Source organism: Bradyrhizobium sp. TM102 (genome assembly GCF_009176685.1).
In the GTDB taxonomy this organism is placed as follows: Bacteria; Pseudomonadota; Alphaproteobacteria; order Rhizobiales; family Xanthobacteraceae; genus Bradyrhizobium; species Bradyrhizobium ottawaense.
The window spans coordinates 3774815-3793973 of record NZ_AP021855.1 but is presented as its reverse complement, the minus strand read 5'-3'; the positions used below and the strand labels follow the sequence as shown (position 1 = coordinate 3793973).

General features: G+C 65.1%; 15 protein-coding genes. 5 read left to right on the top strand and 10 right to left on the bottom strand.

All coding sequences use genetic code 11. From position 1 onward, the window contains the following. Positions 1–158 precede the first annotated feature (158 nt). The 4 genes from GDN70_RS18160 to GDN70_RS18145 all read right to left on the bottom strand — a co-directional run bounded on the left by GDN70_RS18160 (position 159) and on the right by GDN70_RS18145 (position 2415). Complete coding sequence (locus GDN70_RS18160) at positions 159–380, bottom strand: hypothetical protein (protein ID WP_028144414.1); 222 nt, start codon at positions 378–380, stop codon at positions 159–161. Between the two features lie 55 nt (positions 381–435). Next, positions 436–672, bottom strand: coding sequence for a hypothetical protein (locus GDN70_RS18155; RefSeq protein WP_028144415.1), 237 nt, complete (start codon positions 670–672; stop codon positions 436–438). A gap of 200 nt (positions 673–872) precedes the next feature. Then, entirely contained in the window at positions 873–1391 is a 519-nt protein-coding gene (gene ldtR / locus GDN70_RS18150) for a transcriptional regulator LdtR (RefSeq protein WP_018320040.1), read from the bottom strand. A 523-nt stretch (positions 1392–1914) separates the two neighbouring features. Then, entirely contained in the window at positions 1915–2415 is a 501-nt protein-coding gene (locus GDN70_RS18145) for a DUF6163 family protein (RefSeq protein ID WP_018320039.1), read from the bottom strand. Between the two features lie 124 nt (positions 2416–2539). Here GDN70_RS18145 and hemB point away from each other — a divergent pair, with 124 nt between their 5' ends. The 3 genes from hemB (at position 2540) to GDN70_RS18130 (ending at position 5368) form a co-directional block, all read left to right on the top strand. Beyond that, positions 2540–3601 (top strand): porphobilinogen synthase, encoded by a 1062-nt coding sequence (gene hemB, locus GDN70_RS18140; protein WP_152102858.1) that lies wholly within the window; start codon positions 2540–2542, stop codon positions 3599–3601. 325 nt (positions 3602–3926) lie between these two features. Then, the gene (locus tag GDN70_RS18135; protein WP_038950910.1) at positions 3927–4469 is read left to right on the top strand and encodes an RDD family protein; all 543 of its coding nucleotides are present in this window, start codon (positions 3927–3929) and stop codon (positions 4467–4469) included. Between the two features lie 122 nt (positions 4470–4591). After that, positions 4592–5368, top strand: coding sequence for an arginyltransferase (locus GDN70_RS18130; protein ID WP_028144274.1), 777 nt, complete (start codon positions 4592–4594; stop codon positions 5366–5368). Positions 5369–5404: 36 nt separating this feature from the next. Here GDN70_RS18130 and GDN70_RS18125 read toward each other — a convergent pair whose 3' ends face one another. From GDN70_RS18125 to GDN70_RS18105, 5 genes are all read right to left on the bottom strand, one after another. After that, a complete protein-coding gene (locus GDN70_RS18125) occupies positions 5405–6886 on the bottom strand; it encodes a Dyp-type peroxidase domain-containing protein (RefSeq protein ID WP_152102857.1) in 1482 nt (493 codons plus the stop codon). After that, positions 6883–8691, bottom strand: coding sequence for a hypothetical protein (locus tag GDN70_RS18120; RefSeq protein WP_028144272.1), 1809 nt, complete (start codon positions 8689–8691; stop codon positions 6883–6885). Before GDN70_RS18120 ends, GDN70_RS18125 begins: the two co-directional genes overlap by 4 nt. Positions 8692–8710: 19 nt before the next feature. Further along, positions 8711–9994, bottom strand: a complete 1284-nt coding sequence (locus tag GDN70_RS18115; RefSeq protein ID WP_152102856.1) for a hypothetical protein — start codon at positions 9992–9994, stop codon at positions 8711–8713. Then, on the bottom strand, positions 9991–13014 hold the full coding sequence (locus tag GDN70_RS18110; protein ID WP_244439227.1) for an adenylate/guanylate cyclase domain-containing protein: 3024 nt from the start codon (positions 13012–13014) through the stop codon (positions 9991–9993). The genes GDN70_RS18115 and GDN70_RS18110 overlap by 4 nt, the downstream gene beginning before the upstream one ends. Before the next feature lie 667 nt (positions 13015–13681). Continuing rightward, on the bottom strand, positions 13682–15034 hold the full coding sequence (locus GDN70_RS18105) for an Nramp family divalent metal transporter (RefSeq protein WP_152102855.1): 1353 nt from the start codon (positions 15032–15034) through the stop codon (positions 13682–13684). A gap of 167 nt (positions 15035–15201) precedes the next feature. Here GDN70_RS18105 and GDN70_RS18100 point away from each other — a divergent pair, with 167 nt between their 5' ends. Further along, on the top strand, positions 15202–16446 hold the full coding sequence (locus tag GDN70_RS18100; protein WP_152102854.1) for an MFS transporter: 1245 nt from the start codon (positions 15202–15204) through the stop codon (positions 16444–16446). A 116-nt stretch (positions 16447–16562) separates the two neighbouring features. Here GDN70_RS18100 and GDN70_RS18095 read toward each other — a convergent pair whose 3' ends face one another. Beyond that, the gene (locus GDN70_RS18095; protein ID WP_152102853.1) at positions 16563–17822 is read right to left on the bottom strand and encodes an adenylate/guanylate cyclase domain-containing protein; all 1260 of its coding nucleotides are present in this window, start codon (positions 17820–17822) and stop codon (positions 16563–16565) included. Positions 17823–17987: 165 nt separating this feature from the next. Here GDN70_RS18095 and GDN70_RS18090 point away from each other — a divergent pair, with 165 nt between their 5' ends. Next, positions 17988–19145, top strand: a complete 1158-nt coding sequence (locus GDN70_RS18090; RefSeq protein WP_152103709.1) for an MFS transporter — start codon at positions 17988–17990, stop codon at positions 19143–19145. Positions 19146–19159 lie beyond the last annotated feature (14 nt).

Here is a 19159-nt window from a genome sequence, read left to right as displayed (position 1 = left end):
CCAAGCATTTGCGGGTCGGGCCTGATATTTATGCAAGATATGGTGGAGGGTGGCGGTTTTCGGCACTTGGGCCGGCTCTGGGGAGCCGCCCGTCCACCCCTCCCGAATGGGGCCGCTTTGGGCCCTAACTCCTCATCCGTGGAGCCGCCGGCTGTCTATCACAGCCCGGTATACCCCGCCTTCACAGGGTCCACGCTGCCGTCGAGCTGGCGCAGATAAGTCAGGCCGCAGACCGTCAACCTGTGCGGGTCCTTCTCGCCCGCTTCCATCAGGGTGGTGAGGTAGTTCGTGACCTTGGCCCGTGCCTCCTCGCTGGCCGCGGCGGTGCGGTTGGCGAGCAGGTCATAGGTCTGCATGATGCGGTCGATGGCGGCTTCCATGGCACCCTCTGGTTCGTGCGATATTCTTGGTTCGTCGGTATTTTGCGACTGTTGATCAGGCAACCGCGCGGGCCTCGGCCTGCGCCTGGAACCGGGCGATCGCCGTGTTGGCGAGCCGGATCTTGTTGAACTCCCCGTTCTGGAGCAGCTTGATGATGATCCCGAGCAGATGTTCGTCGGTCACGAGCGTATCGGCAATCGCGCCGGACCGGCGAAGGTAGTTCGCGGCAATGGCGTAGGCCTCGCTCACGAGTTCCACGTTCATCGCCTGCAACCCGCGCTCGACCAGCATCGCCCTGTCTCCGATCCGAAGGAGATAAGCGCCAAGCCCGGAACTGGTTCCTCGGGGTCGCAAAATTTTCTTCGCAGGTGCAAAATGCAAAACGCACCGGTCCGGGGGCAACTCCGGGCCGGCGCGCTGGGGAAGTTGAGGCACGTTCGGGCGGCTTGCCGGTCTTGTTGCGGGCCGGCTTGGCCTTATCCCTTGGAAACTCAGAGCCGATACAGGATCTGGTCGGTCCAGAACCGCTCGAGGCGGTGCAGCGACTTGTTGAGGGTCGAGAATTCCTCGCCGGAGATGCCGCCGACCTGCTCCACCGTCTTGACGTGCTTCTGGTAGAGCGCATCGACGATGCGGCGGACTTCCTGGCCCTGCGGGGTCAGGCGAATGCGCACCGAGCGGCGATCGACGCGCGAGCGCTGATGATCGAGGAAGCCGAGCTCGACGAGCTTCTTCAAATTGTAGGAGACGTTGGAGCCGAGATAGTAGCCACGCGTGCGCAGCTCGCCCGCGGTCAGCTCCTTGTCGCCGATGTTGTAGAGCAGGAGAGCCTGCACCGAGTTGATGTCCGCGCGGCCGCGGCGATCGAATTCGTCCTTGATCACGTCGAGGAGCCGGCGATGCAGCCGCTCCACCAGAGTCAAAGCTTCCAGATAGAGCGACTGCACCGAACCCTGCTGGCCGGAGACGCGCTCTGCGGTATCTGCCGCAGTTGCGACGGCTTTCATCATGACACTTCCCCTGTTGTCGTTTTTATCGACACTTATTCGACGAAACTTGTGTCCCGTCTGATAGGTGCAACTTAAGGGGCTCGTTTGAAGATCGGCTTAAATAAGAGAATAAAGAGATCATGAATTTAAGACAGTGAATTGCGGATTAAGCCTGTGCCACAAGCACTTTTCGCAACGCTCTGTTGACCTTCGCAAGGTCCTGTTCACCCTCCGTCCGCCGCAACTGTCGCATTCCAGAACAGCCCCGCTTCGTTTCGAAACGGGCGCGTAACGGCTGTGGCGGAACCGGCTGGTCAACGAGAACTTACCGCAAATTTTAGGCAACCAACGGTCAACCAAACCGGCACAACTCCGCAAGCTCCACTCGCGTGTCCCGGACAAGCGGAGCGCAGAGCCGGGACCCCGAAAGCCAAAAGCGGGATCGCGGAGAGATGGGCCCCGGCTCTGCAACGCAGCACGCCGCAAGTGCGGCGCGCTGCGTCGCGTCCGGGGCACGAGAGTATCTATGTATCGAAGGTGTCGCCTACGGCGGTCGCTCGCGCGCGGCCATCCAGGCGAGCGCGAGATAGGCGGCGAGCATGAAGGCTTCGACGCCGACGACGATCAGGCTGCCGCCGTAGATTCCCGGGAACATCAGCTCGATCACCGCCATCGACACTACGGTGGTCAGCCACACCACCGCGCCCCACGGCGTCGCCAGCCACAGGCCGACCGCGGCGACGAGCTCGATCACCGCGAAGTAGACGGTCGCGGCCTGCCAGGCCATCGACTGGTTCTCGAACGCCTCGTCCTCGCCGCCGACGAAGCCCGTCACCTGCGCCCAGTGATAGAGACCTTTCAGGATCGAGAGCAGCGCCATCACCCGCAGGAACAGCACGAGGCGGCGAGTCCAGACATTGTCGTCGGACTCCGAGCGCTCCGACGAGATCGCAGCCACCGACATCGCGCTGTCTCTGGCGCTGTCTCTGACGGCGTCCCTGGGGCTGCCGTCACGGGCCGCATCGCGGGTGGAAATCTCGGACATGGCCCCCTTCTGGCTGCTTCGGCCCGCAAAATCAATCGGCTGCCATCACGTTGCGGCAGGTCAAGCCGCGGTGACGGGAACCATGCGAGCTGGTATAAGAATAATTCCAGCCGGAGGAAGAGTGATGGCGATCAAATACGGACGTCCGATCGAACTGCGCGAGGTTTCGCGCCGCGAGGGAGCGGCGGTGCCCCATGCCCTCGATCTGACCGTCCGCCCGCGCCGCAACCGCAAGGCCGAATGGGCCCGGCGGATGGTGCGCGAGAACGTCCTCACCACCGACGATCTGATCTGGCCGCTGTTCCTGATCGACGGCGACAACAAGCGCGAGCAGGTCGCCTCGATGCCCGGCGTCGAGCGCCTCAGCGTCGACCAGGCGGTGCGGGAGGCCGAGCGCGCCATGAAGCTCACCATCCCCTGCCTCGCGCTGTTTCCCTACACCGAGCCGTCCTTGCGCGACGAGGAAGGCTCGGAGGCCACCAATCCGAACAATCTGGTCTGCCAGGCGGTGCGCGCGATCAAGAAGGAGTTTCCTGAGATCGGCATCCTCTGCGACGTCGCGCTCGACCCCTTCACCAGCCACGGTCATGACGGCCTGATCTCGGACGGCAGGATCTTGAACGACGAGACGGTCGCCGTGCTGGTGCGTCAGGCGCTGGTGCAGGCCGAAGCCGGCTGCGACATCATCGCGCCCTCCGACATGATGGACGGCCGCGTCGCCGCGATCCGCGAGGGCCTGGACCGCACCGGCCTGCTCGACGTGCAGATCATGGCCTACGCCGCCAAATACGCTTCCGCCTTCTACGGCCCGTTCCGCGACGCCATCGGTTCGGCCAAGACGCTGACCGGCGACAAGCGCACCTATCAGATGGACAGCGCCAACACCGACGAGGCGCTGCGCGAGGTCGAGCTCGACATCACCGAAGGCGCCGACATGGTGATGGTGAAGCCCGGCATGCCCTATCTCGACGTCGTCCGCCGCGTGAAGGACACCTTTGCGATGCCGACCTTCGCCTACCAAGTCTCGGGCGAATACGCGATGATCGCGGCCGCCGCCAACAACGGCTGGCTCGACGGCGAGCGCGCCATGATGGAGAGCCTGCTCGCCTTCAAGCGCGCCGGCGCCGACGGCGTGCTGAGCTATTTTGCGCCGAAGGCGGCGGAGAAGCTGCGCGCGCAGGGGTAAGCTGGCGGGGCACCTTCACTGTCGTCCCTGCGTACGCAGGGACCCATACCGCGTGATCTAACTGTGATCCGCCGTATTCGTACCGGCGAAATCAACTAACGGTCTTCGCCAAACTCCTCCCTGTGGTTATGGATCCCGGATCTGCGCTTCGCTTGTCCGGGACGACACCGGTGTTTGCGGCGCCAATATCGTGCCCTCCCCCGCCCCCGAATCGCCGGAATATTTCGGCTTGTTAATGCGCCTGCGCCCTTGGCAGGGGGAAAGCCTGTTCCCATGTCCTGCCTCGAGGGTTTTCCCCTCTGTTTCCCCCTTGGGAGGACGGATCATGTCGTACGACTCGGGCAATTCAGGAGCCTGGCGCAATGACGGCGGGGCGCAGCCGCACGCCTACGACCCCTATCTGCACCCGGAGCTGTTCCGTGGCGTTGCGACGCGGCGCGTGTTTGCCTTCCTGATCGACATGGTCGTGATCTCGGTGCCGGTGATCCTCGGCTACATCTTCATCGCATTGTTTGGCGTGGTCACGCTCGGCATCGGCTGGGCGCTGTTCTGGCTGGCCTGGCCGGCCTCCGTGATCTGGGCGATCGTCTATTACGGCGCCTGTATCGGTGGCCCCTCCTCCGCGACGATCGGGATGCGGGTGATGGATCTGGAGCTGCGCACCTGGTACGGCGCACCCGGCTATTTCGTGCTGGGCGCCACCCATGCCGTGCTGTTCTGGGTGTCGGTCTCGTTCCTGACGCCCTTCGTGGTGCTGCTCGGCCTGTTCAACGGCCGCCGGCGCCTGCTGCAGGATTTCGTGCTGGGAACGGTCGTGATCAACAATTCCGTCCGCGCGCCGGTGCCGCAGGCCGCGAGGACCTGGTGATCAACGGCCTACTAACCGGGATCCTCTAAGCTGACTGCTGACCTGACTTGCCAAGCTGACCAATTGACCGGGAGCTTCCGTAGCGCGATGCTGATACTCACTTCGGAGGCCCACGACGTCCCTTGACCCAGCACTCGCGCGATACCCCCCAATTTTACCTTACGGCGCCGTCCCCCTGCCCGTATCTGCCGGGCCGGCATGAGCGCAAGGTGTTCACGCACCTCGTGGGAGAGCGCGCCGGTGACCTCAACGACCTCCTGACCCATGGCGGCTTCCGCCGCAGCCAGTCGATCGCCTACCGGCCGGCCTGCGACCAGTGCCGCGCCTGCGTCTCGGTCCGGGTCGTCGCCAACGAGTTCCGCCCCTCGCGCAACTTCCGCAAGGTGATGGCGCGCAACTCCGACATCATCGGCGAGCAGCGCAGCGCGGTGCCGACCTCCGAGCAATATTCGGTGTTCCGCGCCTATCTCGACGCCCGCCACCGCCATGGCGGCATGGCCGACATGACCGTGCTCGACTACGCCATGATGGTCGAGGACAGCCATGTCGAGACCCGCATCATCGAATACCGCAAGCGCGGCCCCGACAGCGGCATCACCGGCCGTGGCGAGGAGCTGATCGCGGTCGCGCTGACCGACGTGCTCAGCGACGGCCTGTCGATGGTCTATTCGTTCTTCGAGCCGGGCCAGGTCAGCCGCTCGATGGGCACCTTCATGATCCTCGACCACATCGCCCGCGCCCGCCGGCAGGGGCTGCCTTACGTCTATCTCGGCTACTGGATCGAGGGCTCGAAGAAGATGGACTACAAGGCCCGCTTCCTGCCGCAGCAGCGCCTCGCGCCCTCGGGCTGGCTGCGCGTCGACGCACAGGGCGACGCGGCGTCCGAGCCGCAGGATTGACCCTCACGATTGCCCCGTCCAGCCTCGCGCCGGCTTTCAGCGCGCCAAGGCTACGACGGCCTCTGGGCCGACCGCCTTCGAACTGCCCTCGCGCCCGAGGATGAATTTGAGCGCAGAGATTCCTGGAAGGAAGAAATAGCCTCCCCCCAGCGTCTGCGTAAACGCGGCCAGGGACACTTCCTCGCCGCTTGCCAATCCCGGCATGGAGAAGCTCCTGGTCGCAGCGGGCTTGCCGACGAGAGGGTCGTCCTGGTCGTTGAGGCAGACGAACCGGGGATTTCGCAACCAGCGCTGGTAGATGAACTCGAACTGCCGCTCGAGATCGGCGTTGCAGGCGATGAAGAAAATGCCCTTGCGCGGCTTTTCGTTCGCAACCTCCTCGCGATAGGGCCGCCCCCGGCGCAGCAGCCGGTGCAGCTTGACCGACTTGATGCTCGATTGCAGGTCGATGCCGAGCGTATCCCTCGGATTGACGCGGCGGATATGGGCTCCCTTCGGACAGCCAAAGCCGTTCGCGTCGTCGACACGAAAGCGAAATGCATCGGCTTCCGAATCCGAAATCGAAACGTCGGGATCGCCCTGCCACGACAATGGCTTTCCATTCTTTCGACGGCCCATCACCTTCTCGCAGACAGCCTGGCCGTATACCGCTTCAAATTTCGCGAACGCATCGACATCCTGCTCGATCTGGCGAACCGCGAGATAGGTCCCGTTCAGCGCGAAGCGGCCGCTCGTATACGTGGCGTCGCCGGGCCATCGCTTGACGTTGGGGCAATAGGTCAGCTCGTCGTATTCGTTGCGATAGCCCAGAATGAATTCCCCCGGGGCGACGACGCGGTCCTCGTACAGGATGCCGGCATCCCGCCTGATCTTCTTGCGCTCGGCGCCGCGCTCCTCCCTGAGCTCGCTGATCACGGGCTGCGCGAGGCCATCGCGGAACCCGAAGGACTCGTACAATCTTTCTTCCTCGTCGCCCGCCTTTTGCTGGAAGGCGCAGGGATCGTTGTCGACCTTGATGACATCGAACACATCAGGATCAGGATCCAGTTCTGCCGACTTCTCCGGCGCGCTCGCCATCTCGGCAGCGCTCCGTCGCATTCTCCATTCGCCAACCAGGACATGCACGGGGCCGCCGGCACCGCCTTCAACATCGGACCAGCGCCATTCTCGCGGACTGTCCCTCAACAGCAACGCGCGCAGGTCGCAGCCCATGCCGCTGCTGAACGGGGACGGGAACGGATGCGCAGCAGTCTCGTCGCATCCGAGCTTTGCCAGCCCCAAATAGCTGAAAGCGATCGCGACGGCATCGTCGACGGGGTGGGTCCTCGATTTCCTGACATCGGCGGCACTGACCACCAGCTTCTTGTCGACGAGCCCTGCGAGCCACGCCCGGGCATCGTCCTCGCGGCCCGCCTTGATCGTCAGCAGCCAGAAGCGGCTGGTCTTCAACCAGCCATAGCCGCTTCCGAGCATTCCCTGAATGTCCGCGAGCTGTTCGGAGAGATGCGAGGCCTTCATGTTTCGATCGCCCTCATGATGAAGTCGTCGTTCCTGTCGTTGCGCTCGCCGAACAGGGCGTCGCGCAGCCCGGTCGCGAGGTCGATCTCCTCGATCGTCGCGTTGCACGCATCGAAGCGATACATGTGCGGAAGCATGCTGTCGCGGGCGTAGGACTTGAATTTCAACTCGCACTTCACGCCGCGAAAAAGCACGAAACGCGTCGGCGGAAAATCGCGCGGCACCTTGATGTCCGGCTGCCCGACCGCCGCCGATCCCCGCGGCCTCAGCGTCGTCCATCGCCAGGCCAACGTCGTCCCTATCGTCGCGCCGTTGATGAAATCGTCGAGGTAACCGCCGAAATTGCCGTCATAGTTCGAGCAGAATAGAAAGCGCCGACCGTCCTCGATAATGTGCCAATGGCCAAAATGGATACCCGGTGCATCACCGAGCCGCCCCTCCGTGAAGAACACCCGCCCAAAGAACGTCACGACGCGCAGGGACACGCGGATCCACCAGGCGCTCCAGCCGTTCGGGCTGCGGATATCGGTCAGGCTGACCATGTGCGCGGTCCCACTGGCCAACAGCGCTTCGCACTGGTCGATTGACGGATGAACCTGCTGGGCCCGGGTGACATCGTCTTCGTAGGGATGAAAGAACCACTTGCTCAAGGTCGCAAACCGGCGATTGATCCAGGAGAAAAAGGACCCGATGCAGAGCAGCGCGACGATCGCAAGCACGCCGAAGAGGGCGAGCTCCCATCCCGGAACCCGCGCGGTCAAAGCCTCGATCCCGTCCATGATCGGCTTGGGATAGAAGACGAAGACCACCGCACACACCAGGATGGCGAGGAGCAACGGGACGACCACGATCCAGCCGACAACACGGGTGGAGAATGACGACCACGTCTCGGTCGGTCGTTCGAGTTCGCGGCGGACGCTGTCCACCCAGCGCCGCCACGGCGCGAACAGGGCCGGCAGCGCGACCAGGAGCAGCCATCCCAGGAACAGCAGCCCGACAAAGGCGAGCAGTGCCCTGACGCTCGCCCACACGATCCACATGCTCACACTGCTGATGACGTCCACCACGGACTGCACCGGGGGATAGGATGCGCCGACGAACCAGGTGATGGCGCCGAACAACCCGCGCGGCAGTGCGCCCAGGAGCCAGACGAGGGCCAGCCACAAGCCGAAAACCACGAGCCCATAGCCGACCTTTGCGGAGATGCTCGCACCCTTCCCGCGCCAATAGGAGCGCGGCGCAGGCTGCATCGCCCAGCCGAAGCGCGGGTCCTGGAATGCCCGCTGCGCCAGCGCAAGCGCGAACGATGCACGATCATCGCCGTACATGGCTCTCAACTTGCGTCCCTCATCCCGGGTCCATATCAGGAGATCGTGCTCCTTCCTGATCTGCCGGGCCGTTCTGTCGCGAGGACCGACGAAGCCGCCATCGGCGAGACTGAGCCACCCGATCAGCTTGTCGAACAATTGCCCGTTGCGCGCGCTCACCAGCGGAGGCCCGCCGCCGGGCCAATAGGAGCTGAAGAGCGACCACATCGCGCCGCTGGGATGATGGACCAGCCTGTACAGCATGTCCTTGGGATCGATGCCTTCCTCGACGGCAAGCTCGAGCATCAGCGACGGCGCCTGCTCCCGTGCGTCCGTGCGCGCCGGCAACAGGGCGATGGACGCGAACTGAATGACCGCAACGTCCTGAAGAAGTGCATTCAGCGCGGACTGCATGTCTCCGGAGTCCGAAAAATCCACCGCGCCGCGCCAGCCTGGCGCAATGATGCAGATCATCTGCTGCCGGACCATTTTGAGCATGGATTGTCCTTCCAATCCGTCAGACGAAGTTCACGCGCATGCGAGACATCAGCGGGCCGTCATAGGCGATGGCCTTGCCCTCGCCCCGCGTGAGCCGCAACTCGGGCAGGATCAGCAGACCAATCAGCGCACTCGTCAGGATCTCGACCGCGTAATCCTTGGCGGGACATTGGCGGGTGCCGTATCCGAACATCAGCCAGCGCAAATCCTGGTGCGGCCCCCAATTGCGGGCGGGACAGAACCGACCGCTCTTCTTGACCACCCTGGAATCGAACAGGGCGGCGATCGACCAGATCGCCATCTTGCCGCCAGCGGAGCACGGCGCGTTGTGCCGCGCCCCGGTCTCGAATTCCGTATCGCGCGGCACGTCGCGCGCGAGCAGCGGAAAGATGGGTCGAAAGCGCATGAGCTCGAGCATGTGCTCGCGCACCAGATCGCGGAACTTGGCGTCTTGCCAAACGCCGGCCGGCCCGAGCCGCTGGGCTTCGGCCCGCAAGGCCCGGTGAACCCTGGAGCGCCCGAGCAACTCCTGCACGGCCAGTGCCCCCGACTGCACCGTGACCGGATGCGAAATCCAGGCAAGACCGGCGGCATTCCGCGTGATGGTGCTGGCGGTGCTCTGGACACCCCAAGCCTGTTCGATGTCGCGGCTCACGGCGGCGATACGTGCCCGCAACGCGTCCGAGCAGAGTTCCGCCCGTCGCTGAACCCTCAGCGTCGCAGTGCTTCCGGCAAGCAGCTGGCCTGCGACATACCTGATTTCCAGGAGATATTGCCGTTGCAGCCCGGGATCGTTGACGTTGCCATGCGCGCCCGCCACCACCTTGCCCGTTGCCGCCCCGAACAGCGGATCCATCGCTCGAAACACGATCCACATCAGGTAATCGTCAATGAGGTCGAACGACTTGTTCGTCCCGCGCTGCCCAAGCTGCTGGACGCGTCGCTGAACCTCCTGATCGGCCGCGGCCGGCAGGCTCGCAGCCAGCAAAGCCAACCGGTCATCGAGCAGACGCCTGTCGTCGTGGTAGGTAGGACCCGGATCCATGCCAATCAGGTAATCGCCGGCGGCCAGATTGGCCGCATGAGCCGAGTTCGAGAAACTCTGCGGCCTGGTCAGCACACCCTTGACCGCACTGGCGCGGGCCGCCATGCCGAACCAGCCGCCCGCTAACGGCCAGAGCCGAAACAGGGCACCGACGGTTCGCAATGCCCTCGGACGGCGATTGGCCCAACAGAAGATCCCATAGGAGAGGCTGCGGAGCCCCGGCGGCATTGCATCAGGAGTGCCAGCTGAGATTTTCATGCTGCGTACCCGTCCTTCCGCCGATCTGCGAGCGCCGCAGCGGCCCGTTTCCGGTAGTGAGGCATACCCAGACGCTCCGCCGCCTCGGCGGTTCGCTTGAAATGCGCTTCGGCCCCGGCCTGATCGCCGGCCTGCCGCAGCGTTTCGGCGAGCTCGTACAGGGCTTCGGTCTGGTGTCCGTATTCCTCAGCGGCCTGCTCGACCGCCTTGCGTCCGACAGCGATCGCATCATCCAGTCGTCCGAGCTTGCGATAGGCGACACCCAGGCTCACGCGCATGAACGTCCTGCCATAGGGGCCGGCCGCCTCGTAGATGCGATCGGCGAACCCCTTCTCCAGCATGGGCACCGCTTCGGCAGCCTTGCCATTGCGCGCCAGCGCGCTGCCGAGAACGCCGGTGCACACGGACAGCATCGTCGGCACGTTGTGCGTCATGCATTGCTGCACACCCGTGCGCATCAGGGACTCGGCACGGTCGAGCTCCTCGCGTTCGACCCAGATCTGCGATTGGACCGTGTCGATCAACAGACGGGAATATGGGTGATCGATGTTCGACAGAATCTCATAGCTCTTGGCGCAGAAATCGTCCGCGGCGCCGCCATCCCCGAGGCGCCACAGCGTGCTGGCATGAAATGCGTACAGGTTGATGATCGGAATCGCAGCCCAGCCGGACTGGACATAATGCGCCGACAATTCCGGTTCGTAGTCCGACAGCAGGATGTGACCTTCGGCCGCCGCGTCCGCGTACCGCCCGAGCGCATGCAGATGCATGAGGCGGGTCTGATGCGCCGCCATCATCATGTGACGACGCTGTGCGAGGCGAGCCGCTTCCAGTCCCTGCGAAGCGTAGCCGAGACCTTGCTCGAAACGCCCGCGCATCCATAAAAACACCGCCGTCTCGGTCGAAACCGCCGCCCTTGCACGCTGATCGTTCAGTTGCACTGCGATGGCTTCAGCCCGCTCCATGTTGTCGAAGATCTCGTCGATCTGCCCGAGAGCCAGCATTGCGCCAATGGCCTCCAGCCGAAGCGCGAGCTCCAGGGTCTGGGCGGTCGTCGCGCCCTCGACGCGCCGTGCCGCCTGGATGCCCTTTTCCAGCAGCTGGACGGCCTCCTGATTGGCCGAGCGCGAGATGGCACGAGCCATCGACTTGACGGCAAATCTTGCCGCCTGCTCCCATTCCTCGCCCCCGAAGGCATGATGCGCCAGTGCCGGCGCGGCATCGACATCGGCGGCCCCGGGCTGGGCGTGCAGCGCCAGGAAGGCCTGGCGATGAAGTGCCTTGAGCCTGGCGCGCGTGAGCACCCCGAGCACGACGTCACGGACCAGCGCATGGCGGAACGCGAAGGCGTGCGATCCGTGCGAGCCCCTCGCCTGATCCGGACTCGTCAGCAATCCGGACGCGACACAAAGGCCTAGCAGTTCTTCGGCGCGCTCGAGGTCCACGGCCTGCATCGCGGCAACCAAATCGTGCGTGATGGGATCGCCCAGGATGGCCGCAGCCTCGAGCGCCGATTTTGCGGCTTCGGGCAGCCTGTCGACCCGCGCCCCGATCACCGCCGCAATGGAGCCCGGCACGCGCAGCTCTCCGAAAGGCCTCTGCAAACGGTAGGCGCCCGGGGTCCCTTCCAACGACCCGTCATCGATCAGCGTGAAGACCAGTTGCTCCAGGAAGAAGGGATTGCCGTCGGCACGCGCGACCAGTTCGGTCATGACGCCGAGCACGGACGGATCATCGCCGAGACAGGCGCGCGCGAGCTGGAGCATTTCTCCGTCGCCCAGCGGCTCGATCACGCGCTCGGAAAACCAGGAGGCTCGACGCCACTGATGGTCGAAATCCGGGCGATAGGTGACGCAAATCAGGACCGGCAGCGCCTGAAGTTTGGGAAGCAGGCCCTCGAACAGCCGCCGGCTCTCGCGGTCGGCCAGGAAGACGTCCTCGAGCACGAGCAGGAACGCGCCGGACCGCACGCGTCTGCGCACGAGCCAGAGCAGCGCCTCGCCGATCCGGCGCCGTCGTTGCGCCGGGTTCAGCGCCAGCCAGGCCTCATCCGGCGCCGCAAGTCCCAAGAGATCATTGACCGCCGCCAGATGCTCGGCGCCGTCATTGGGCCATTTCGCGATCAACGTCTGCTTGGCGGAATGCCGAATGTCCGCCGCGCTGGTTTGCGGAAGCCCGACCAAACTTGCGGTCAGATCGGTGGCGGTGCTGTAGGCCCGCGTGCTCGCATATCCTCTCGCCTGGGAAAAGCAGACTTCCACCCCCTCCCGCGCGAGGCTGTCCATCCAGTCGACGATCAGGCGCGACTTGCCGATCCCGGCATCGCCGCACAACCCGATGGTTCGCATTCCGGACCTTTGAACGGTCTCCAGGGTCCCTTCCAGGATCCTCAACGTGTCTTCGCGTCCGATCAGAGGCGCCCAGCGCTGTTTCCGCGTCAACGGCGCTGCCGCCGAACTTTCGGTCTCGACCACGACTTCATGCACTTCGATCGGATCATCCAGTCCGCGCACGATCCGCACGCCGGCCGTACGCGTGTCGATCTGCTGCGCGACCAGCCGCTGCGTCGCGGCGCTGATCAGGATGCCGCCGGGCGGCGCCATCTTTTCAAGCCGCGAGGCGAGATGGATTGTCTTTCCGTCCGCGCCGTAATGGGACCACCGGTATTGTCCGACGATACCGACCAGCACCTCGCCCGAATTGATACCGATGCGCAGCGTCGGGCTCACAACGCCTCCGACGTCATGGGCTGGAATGGATGCTCTCTGCATCTTGAGAGCGGCAAGGCACGCCCGCAGGGCGTGGTCTTCCTGCGCCACGGGCGCGCCGAACAAGGCGACGAGGCCGTCGCCGAGCAACTGGCTCACCGTGCCGCCATAGGTCTCGACCGCCTCAGCCAGCCGGTCCAGTGCCCTGCCGAGATAGGCGCGGGCTTCCTCGGGGTCGACATGCTGCAAAAGGGAGGTCGAGTTGCAGACGTCGACGAACAGCACGCTGACCTGCTTGTTTTCAGTCAGCATCTGCGAGCGAACGGGAAGATGATGGTGCAGCTGGACGACGTGCGCATCGCGCTCGGGGGCGCCCGGCTCCTCCGCGTTACGATTGAGACTCGCGCCACATTGAGAGCAGAAGCGATGCTCGCGGGAAATACGGGCTGAACAAGCGGGACACCTGGTCACGGCAGCACACACTCATCAATGACTTGAACGAAATTACCAACGCGTTCTGGCTTGAACATCGCCCCTTCGGGGCGTGAACCCGCTCAGCAGAAAAACAAGCTGTCGATCAATCCAAACGATCAAACCAAAAATTTCGTGCGCCAACCATATTCGCGCACAACCGATAGATGAGCCCGGAGATTTGCAGTGGCCGCTCTTGGTCCGGCGCAGGACCCGCCGATCATCCCGCCGGAAGCAAAATCAATGCTGAAACAGGGGTTATTATTGTACGCCCGGTCAGCAATTGCAACTAGTATACGCGCGCCGCACAGATTGAAAAGTGACAGTTTGCCAAATCGAGTTCCGACGCCAGGTTTTGCAACCCCTGCGCGCGAAACGGAAGCAACGTCGCCAGCCAACACATCAAACCGGGCAGACGCTCGCTTTCGCAAAGGTCATGCTCGCTGCCTGATCGGGGGGCCGTCCGGGCAAGGCCCACTTGAACGGGCCGGACAAATAGCCGCCGCTCTCACCCGAACAGCGTATCCACCAGCAGCTTCACGTTCAAAATCACGATGACGCCCGCGACGATCCACGCGATCGCCGCGACATATCCCGGAATCGCGAACTGCCCCATCTTGCGACGGTCGGAGACGAAGCGGACCAGCGGGATCACCGCAAAGGGCAGCTGCATCGACAGCACGACCTGGCTGAACACCAGCAGATCCGCCGTGCCGCGCTCGCCATAGATCGCCGTAACAACGATCACCGGAACGATGGCGATGCCGCGCGTGAGCAGGCGGCGCGCCCAGCTCGGCAGACGCAGGTCCAGAAAGCCTTCCATCACGATCTGGCCGGCGAGCGTCGCCGTCACCGTCGAGTTGAGGCCGGAGGCGAGCAGCGCCACCGCGAACAGCGTCGAGGCGATGCCGAGGCCGAGCAGCGGCGACAGCAGCTCGAAGGCCTGGCCGATCTCGGCAACGTCGGAATGGCCGCTCTTGTGGAAGGTTGCGGCTGCGACCACCAGGATCGCAGCATTGATGAACAGCGCCAGCATCAGGGCGATGGTCGAGTCCGTCGTCGCCCATTTGATCGCCTCGCGCCGGCCGGTGTCGTTGCGCTCATAGGCGCGCGTCTGCACGATCGAGGAATGCAAATAGAGATTATGCGGCATCACCGTCGCGCCGATGATGCCGATCGCGATGTAGAGCATTTCCGGGTTGGTGAAAATCTCGCTCTTCGGCATGAAGCCGTGCAGGACCTCCGCCACCGGCGGCGCCGCAGCCACGATCTGGACCGCGAAGCAGACCGCGATCACCGCCAGCAGCGCGATGACGAAGGCTTCGAGGAAACGGAAGCCGCGGTTCATCAGGAGCAGCAGCAGGAAGGCATCGAGCGCCGCGAGCAGCGCGCCGCCGATCAGGGGAATGCCGAACAGGAGTTTGAGCGCGATCGCCGTGCCGATGACCTCTGCGAGATCGCAGGCGATGATCGCCGCCTCGCAGGCCAGCCAGAGCAGCAAATTCACCGCCGGCGAATAGGTGGCGCGGCAGGCCTGCGCAAGGTCGCGGTCGGTGACGATGCCGAGCCGTGCCGCCAGCGACTGCAGCAGGATCGCCATCAAATTCGAAAGCAGGATGACCGACAGCAGCGTGTAGCCGAATTTGGAGCCACCGGCGAGGTCGGTCGCCCAATTGCCGGGGTCCATGTAGCCGACTGAGACCAGATAGCCTGGGCCGACAAAGGCGAGCAGCCGGCGCCACCAGCGGCCAGCGGCCGGAACGGCGACCGTGGCGTTGACCTCGGCGAGACTTTTGGTGACGGGCGCATCAGCGCGCCAGCCGGCGGCGTCGGGACTCAAATCAGGCGATCGGGCATCCATGGGGCGAGAATACCGAAATCGAGTCTTATTGCAACTCATTTGCAACTGCATCTAGCGGCATGGGTTCCCGTTCCTGCCGTTATTCGCCGCCGTGTCGGGAAGCGGGTGGGTTTGACGGCCGTTGGCGCCGGATACTGGCGCCTACCCGACTTTGCAGGAAATGAGCCATGTCAAACCCGCCTCGCCTCCCCGACACCTTTGGCCGCCTCGCCTGGTCCAACCTCGCGGCGCAGTCAGCCGAGCAGATCGCGTTGGCCGCAGCTCCCATCGTCGCCGTGCTCACGCTCGGGGTCGCCGAAGGCCAGACCGGCCTGTTGCAGACCGCACTGACCCTGCCCTTCGTGCTGTTCGCGATCCCGGCCGGCCTGCTCGCCGACCGCATCTCGCGTCGCTCGCTGATGGCCGGGGCCGAGGCGCTGCGGGCGGTGGCCCTCGGGACAATCGTGCTGCTGCTCGCGCTCGGCGCCCTCAATCTTCCGCTGCTGGCGCTGCTCGGCTTCGCAGCCGTGTGCGGCACAGTGGTCTACAGCGTGGCCGCGCCGGCGCTGGTGCCGTCCTTGGTCAGCTCTGACCTCCTGCCGGCGGCGAATGCCCGCATTGAGCTGGCGCGAACCGTCGCCTTCGCAAGCGGACCCGTCCTCGGCGGCGCACTTGTGGGATGGTGGGGCGCCAGCCCGGCCTTCGGCTTTGCCGCGGCGCTCTCGGCCATCGCTGTCGTGCTGCTCTCGGGCATCTTTGAACCCGCGCGTGCCCCCGCCCCGCGGCGCCATCCGCTCCAGGACATCCGCGAAGGCGCGGCCTTCGTATTCCACCATCCGCTGCTGCGGCCGGTGTTCATCACCCAGTTCATCTTCAACACCGGCTGGTTCCTGCAGATCGCGGTGTTCGTGCCCTATGCCGTGCGCCATCTCGGCCTCACCGCCGCCGGCGTCGGCACGGTGCTGACCATGTACGGCGTCGGCATGGTGATCGGCGCGCTGTTCGCAACGCGCGTGATGCAGCGGCTCGCGTTCGGCACCGTCGTCGGCCTCGGCCCGGTCACGGGTTTCGTTGCAGCTGTTGTGATGGCGCTGACGGTACTGATCCCCTCGCCCTGGCTCGCGGCGTTGAGCTTCTTCCTGCTCGGCGTCGGGCCGATCCTGTGGGTGATCTCGACCACGACGCTGCGCCAGTCGGTGACGCCGCCGCGCCTCTTGGGCCGCGTCTCCGCCATCAACATCATGAGCTACGGTGCCCGCCCGCTCGGCTCGGCGCTGGGCGCGATCGTCGGCGGCCTCTGGAGCGCGGAAGCCTGCCTTTATCTCGCGGCCGCCGTATTCGGCGTGCAGGCGCTGGTGATCTGGCTGTCGCCGGCCGTGGCGCTGGACCGGCAGCCGGACATGGTGGGGGATGAGGTGGCGGTGCGCTGCTAGTTACGCCGACATTGCGAGGAGCTCTTCGCGACGAAGCAATCCAGAATCCCTCCGTAGAAAGACCCTGGATTGCTTCGCTGCGCTCGCACTGACGGTGTGTGTTTGCTGCAGCCGGGCTAATTCGCCAGATATCGCTCGTAGCTCCCCGTCACAGGCTCGCTGGCATCGACCTCGGGATCGAGCGTGTAGAGATCCTGCGCGCGGCCGATGCCGCGTAGCGCGTAGCGGCCGGTGGACACGAGATAGCGCCGGCCGGCGGCATCCAGGCCCTTGTAGAATTCCGCCGATGCCAGCAGCTCGCGGTCGACCGAGCGGCTCATCGAGGCGATGCGGCTGACTTCGTTCACCGTCGGCCCGACAACCGTGAAATCGAGCCGGTCCTCGCTGCCGATATTGCCGTAGAAGACCTCGCCGACATGCAGGCCGATATAGGCCGACGTGGTGGGACGGCCGTCGGCCTCCCGCCGCCGGTTCAGCGCCGCGACGTTCTTGCGGAACAGATGCTCGGCGCGGAGCGCAGCGCGCCGCGCATCCGCCATGTCCTCACCCCAGAACATCGCGAGCACGCCGTCGCCGATCAGCTTGAGCACGTCGCCGCCGGCCTCGTGGATCGCGTCGATCACGGCCTGCGCATAATCGTTGAGGAACGGGATGATCTCGTCGGGGCCGATGCTCTCGCTGATTCCGGTCGAGCCGCGCAGATCGGAGTACCAGAGCACGGCGTTGATGCGCTCGGTGACGCCGCGCGAGATGCGGCCGCGCAGCACCTGCTCGGAGGCGTCGCGGCCGAGATAGACGCGCCCGAGCGTGCGCGCGATGTCGACCTGCTGCGCCGATTTGATCGCGAGCCCCAGCACCGGGACGAGATCGCGCAGCGCCTCCAACTCACCGTCGCTGAAGCCGCTGTCGCGGCGCGTGGTCCAGCAGGAATAGAGGCAGTCCATCAGGCCGAGCGCGCCGTTCTCGCCGAAGCGGTGCACGAAGGCGAGATAGTGCTTGTGGCCTTTTTCGGCGAGCTCGCCGATCTGCGAGAAATCCATCGACGGCGCGTCGGCCAGATCGATCACCATCTCGTCGTGGCCGTGCTCCAGCATGTGGAAGAACACCGAGCGGCGCCAGCTTGCGGCGGCGTCGCCCTCGGCGGTCGAGCCGTATTCGAACGCGTCGCTCTCGTTGCTGGGACGGTCGCTCCAGCGAAAGCCGCGGCCCTCGTAGATCGGATGCAGCGTATCGATCACGACCAGCGCACGCGACAGCTCCAGCCCCTCGGCGCGGCAGCGCTCGCAGAAGCCGCGGAGCAGGTCGATTTCGGGAAGGCCCGTGAGCCCCTGGCCGGTCAGCCAGTTCATCAGCGCAAGGCGCGAGGTCAATTGCATGCGCCATTATGGCGTGCATTCGTGACGAGCGGAAGGCCACGCGCGAACGTCATGCAACCAAGGCGCCCGCCTGCAGCAGGTCGAATATGCCGCAACCGCTGTTGACGCAGTGTCGTGCCGGCTGCAAATGGAACCGATGTCCCTGCCGACCAGAAATACAAGACTATGAGCCAGCGCCAGCTTCCGATCATCCTGGCGCTCGGGACCACGCAGACCCTGGCCTGGGCGTCCAGCTATTATCTGCCGGCGCTGATCGCCGATCCCATGGCGCGCGACCTCGGCGTCTCCTCCAACTGGATCTTTGGCGCGTTCTCGGCCTCGCTGGTGATCTCGGCGATGCTCGGCCCGCGCATCGGGCGTCAGATCGATCTCGTCGGCGGCCGGCAGGTGCTGTCGGCTTCGAACCTGACGATTGCCGCCGGCCTCGCGCTGCTTGGCTTCGCGCAGTCCGTCCCGGTGATGGTGTTCGCCTGGCTCGTGCTCGGAATCGGAATGGCGATGGGGCTCTACGACGCCGCCTTCGCCGCCCTCGGGCGCATCTACGGCACCGAGGCGCGCAGGCCCATCACGGGTATCACGCTGATGGCGGGCTTCGCCTCCACCGTCGGCTGGCCGCTCACGGCCTGGGGCCTGTCGCATATCGGCTGGCGCGAGACCTGCTTTGCCTGGGCGGCCGCCAACATCCTGATCGGCCTGCCGCTCAATTTCTTCGTGCTGCCGACGATCAAGGGCGCCAAGCAGGCGGCGGCCACGGCGGAAAAACCGCATCTGCCGCTCGACCGCACCATGATCCTGCTCGCCTTCATCTTCGCGGCGGTCTGGACCGTCACCGGCGCGATGGCCGCGCATTTCCCCCGCATCCTCGAGACGACGGGCGCAACGCCGGTCGAGGCGATCGCGGCCGGCGCGCTGATCGGCCCGGCGCAAGTCGGCGCGCGCATCCTGGAGGCCGGCTTCCTCAGCCGCTTCCATCCGTTGTGGTCGACCCGGCTCGCCTGCCTCACCCACCCGATCGGCGCGGTGATCGTGGCGATCTTCGGCGGCGCCGCGGCGAGCGCGTTTGCGCTGTTCCACGGCTCGGGCAACGGCATCTTGACGATCGCGCGCGGCACGCTGCCGCTGTCGATTTTCGGCCCGAAGGATTTCGGCTACCGTCTCGGCATCATCGGCGCGCCGGCACGCATGGCGCAGGCGGTGGCGCCGCTGACCTTCGGCCTGCTGATCGACCTCATGGGCGCCAAGGTGCTGATCGTCTCGTCCGCGCTCAGCCTGTCGGCGCTGGCGGCGCTGTTCCTGGTTCGCACCAAGCCGCGGCCCGATTGACCATGCCCGAGGTT

What these genes read in the sequence shown, in the direction of transcription:
- GDN70_RS18160 (WP_028144414.1), bottom strand. Translation starts at nt 380, where the DNA reads ATGGAAGCCGCCATCGACCGCATCATGCAGACCTATGACCTGCTCGCC.
- GDN70_RS18155 (WP_028144415.1), bottom strand. Translation starts at nt 672, where the DNA reads ATGCTGGTCGAGCGCGGGTTGCAGGCGATGAACGTGGAACTCGTGAGC.
- ldtR (WP_018320040.1), bottom strand. Translation starts at nt 1,391, where the DNA reads ATGATGAAAGCCGTCGCAACTGCGGCAGATACCGCAGAGCGCGTCTCC.
- GDN70_RS18145 (WP_018320039.1), bottom strand. Translation starts at nt 2,415, where the DNA reads ATGTCCGAGATTTCCACCCGCGATGCGGCCCGTGACGGCAGCCCCAGG.
- hemB (WP_152102858.1), top strand. Translation starts at nt 2,540, where the DNA reads ATGGCGATCAAATACGGACGTCCGATCGAACTGCGCGAGGTTTCGCGC.
- GDN70_RS18135 (WP_038950910.1), top strand. Translation starts at nt 3,927, where the DNA reads ATGTCGTACGACTCGGGCAATTCAGGAGCCTGGCGCAATGACGGCGGG.
- GDN70_RS18125 (WP_152102857.1), bottom strand. Translation starts at nt 6,886, where the DNA reads ATGAAGGCCTCGCATCTCTCCGAACAGCTCGCGGACATTCAGGGAATG.
- GDN70_RS18120 (WP_028144272.1), bottom strand. Translation starts at nt 8,691, where the DNA reads ATGCTCAAAATGGTCCGGCAGCAGATGATCTGCATCATTGCGCCAGGC.
- GDN70_RS18115 (WP_152102856.1), bottom strand. Translation starts at nt 9,994, where the DNA reads ATGAAAATCTCAGCTGGCACTCCTGATGCAATGCCGCCGGGGCTCCGC.
- GDN70_RS18110 (WP_244439227.1), bottom strand. Translation starts at nt 13,014, where the DNA reads ATGCTGACTGAAAACAAGCAGGTCAGCGTGCTGTTCGTCGACGTCTGC.
- GDN70_RS18105 (WP_152102855.1), bottom strand. Translation starts at nt 15,034, where the DNA reads ATGGATGCCCGATCGCCTGATTTGAGTCCCGACGCCGCCGGCTGGCGC.
- GDN70_RS18100 (WP_152102854.1), top strand. Translation starts at nt 15,202, where the DNA reads ATGTCAAACCCGCCTCGCCTCCCCGACACCTTTGGCCGCCTCGCCTGG.
- GDN70_RS18095 (WP_152102853.1), bottom strand. Translation starts at nt 17,822, where the DNA reads ATGCAATTGACCTCGCGCCTTGCGCTGATGAACTGGCTGACCGGCCAG.
- GDN70_RS18090 (WP_152103709.1), top strand. Translation starts at nt 17,988, where the DNA reads ATGAGCCAGCGCCAGCTTCCGATCATCCTGGCGCTCGGGACCACGCAG.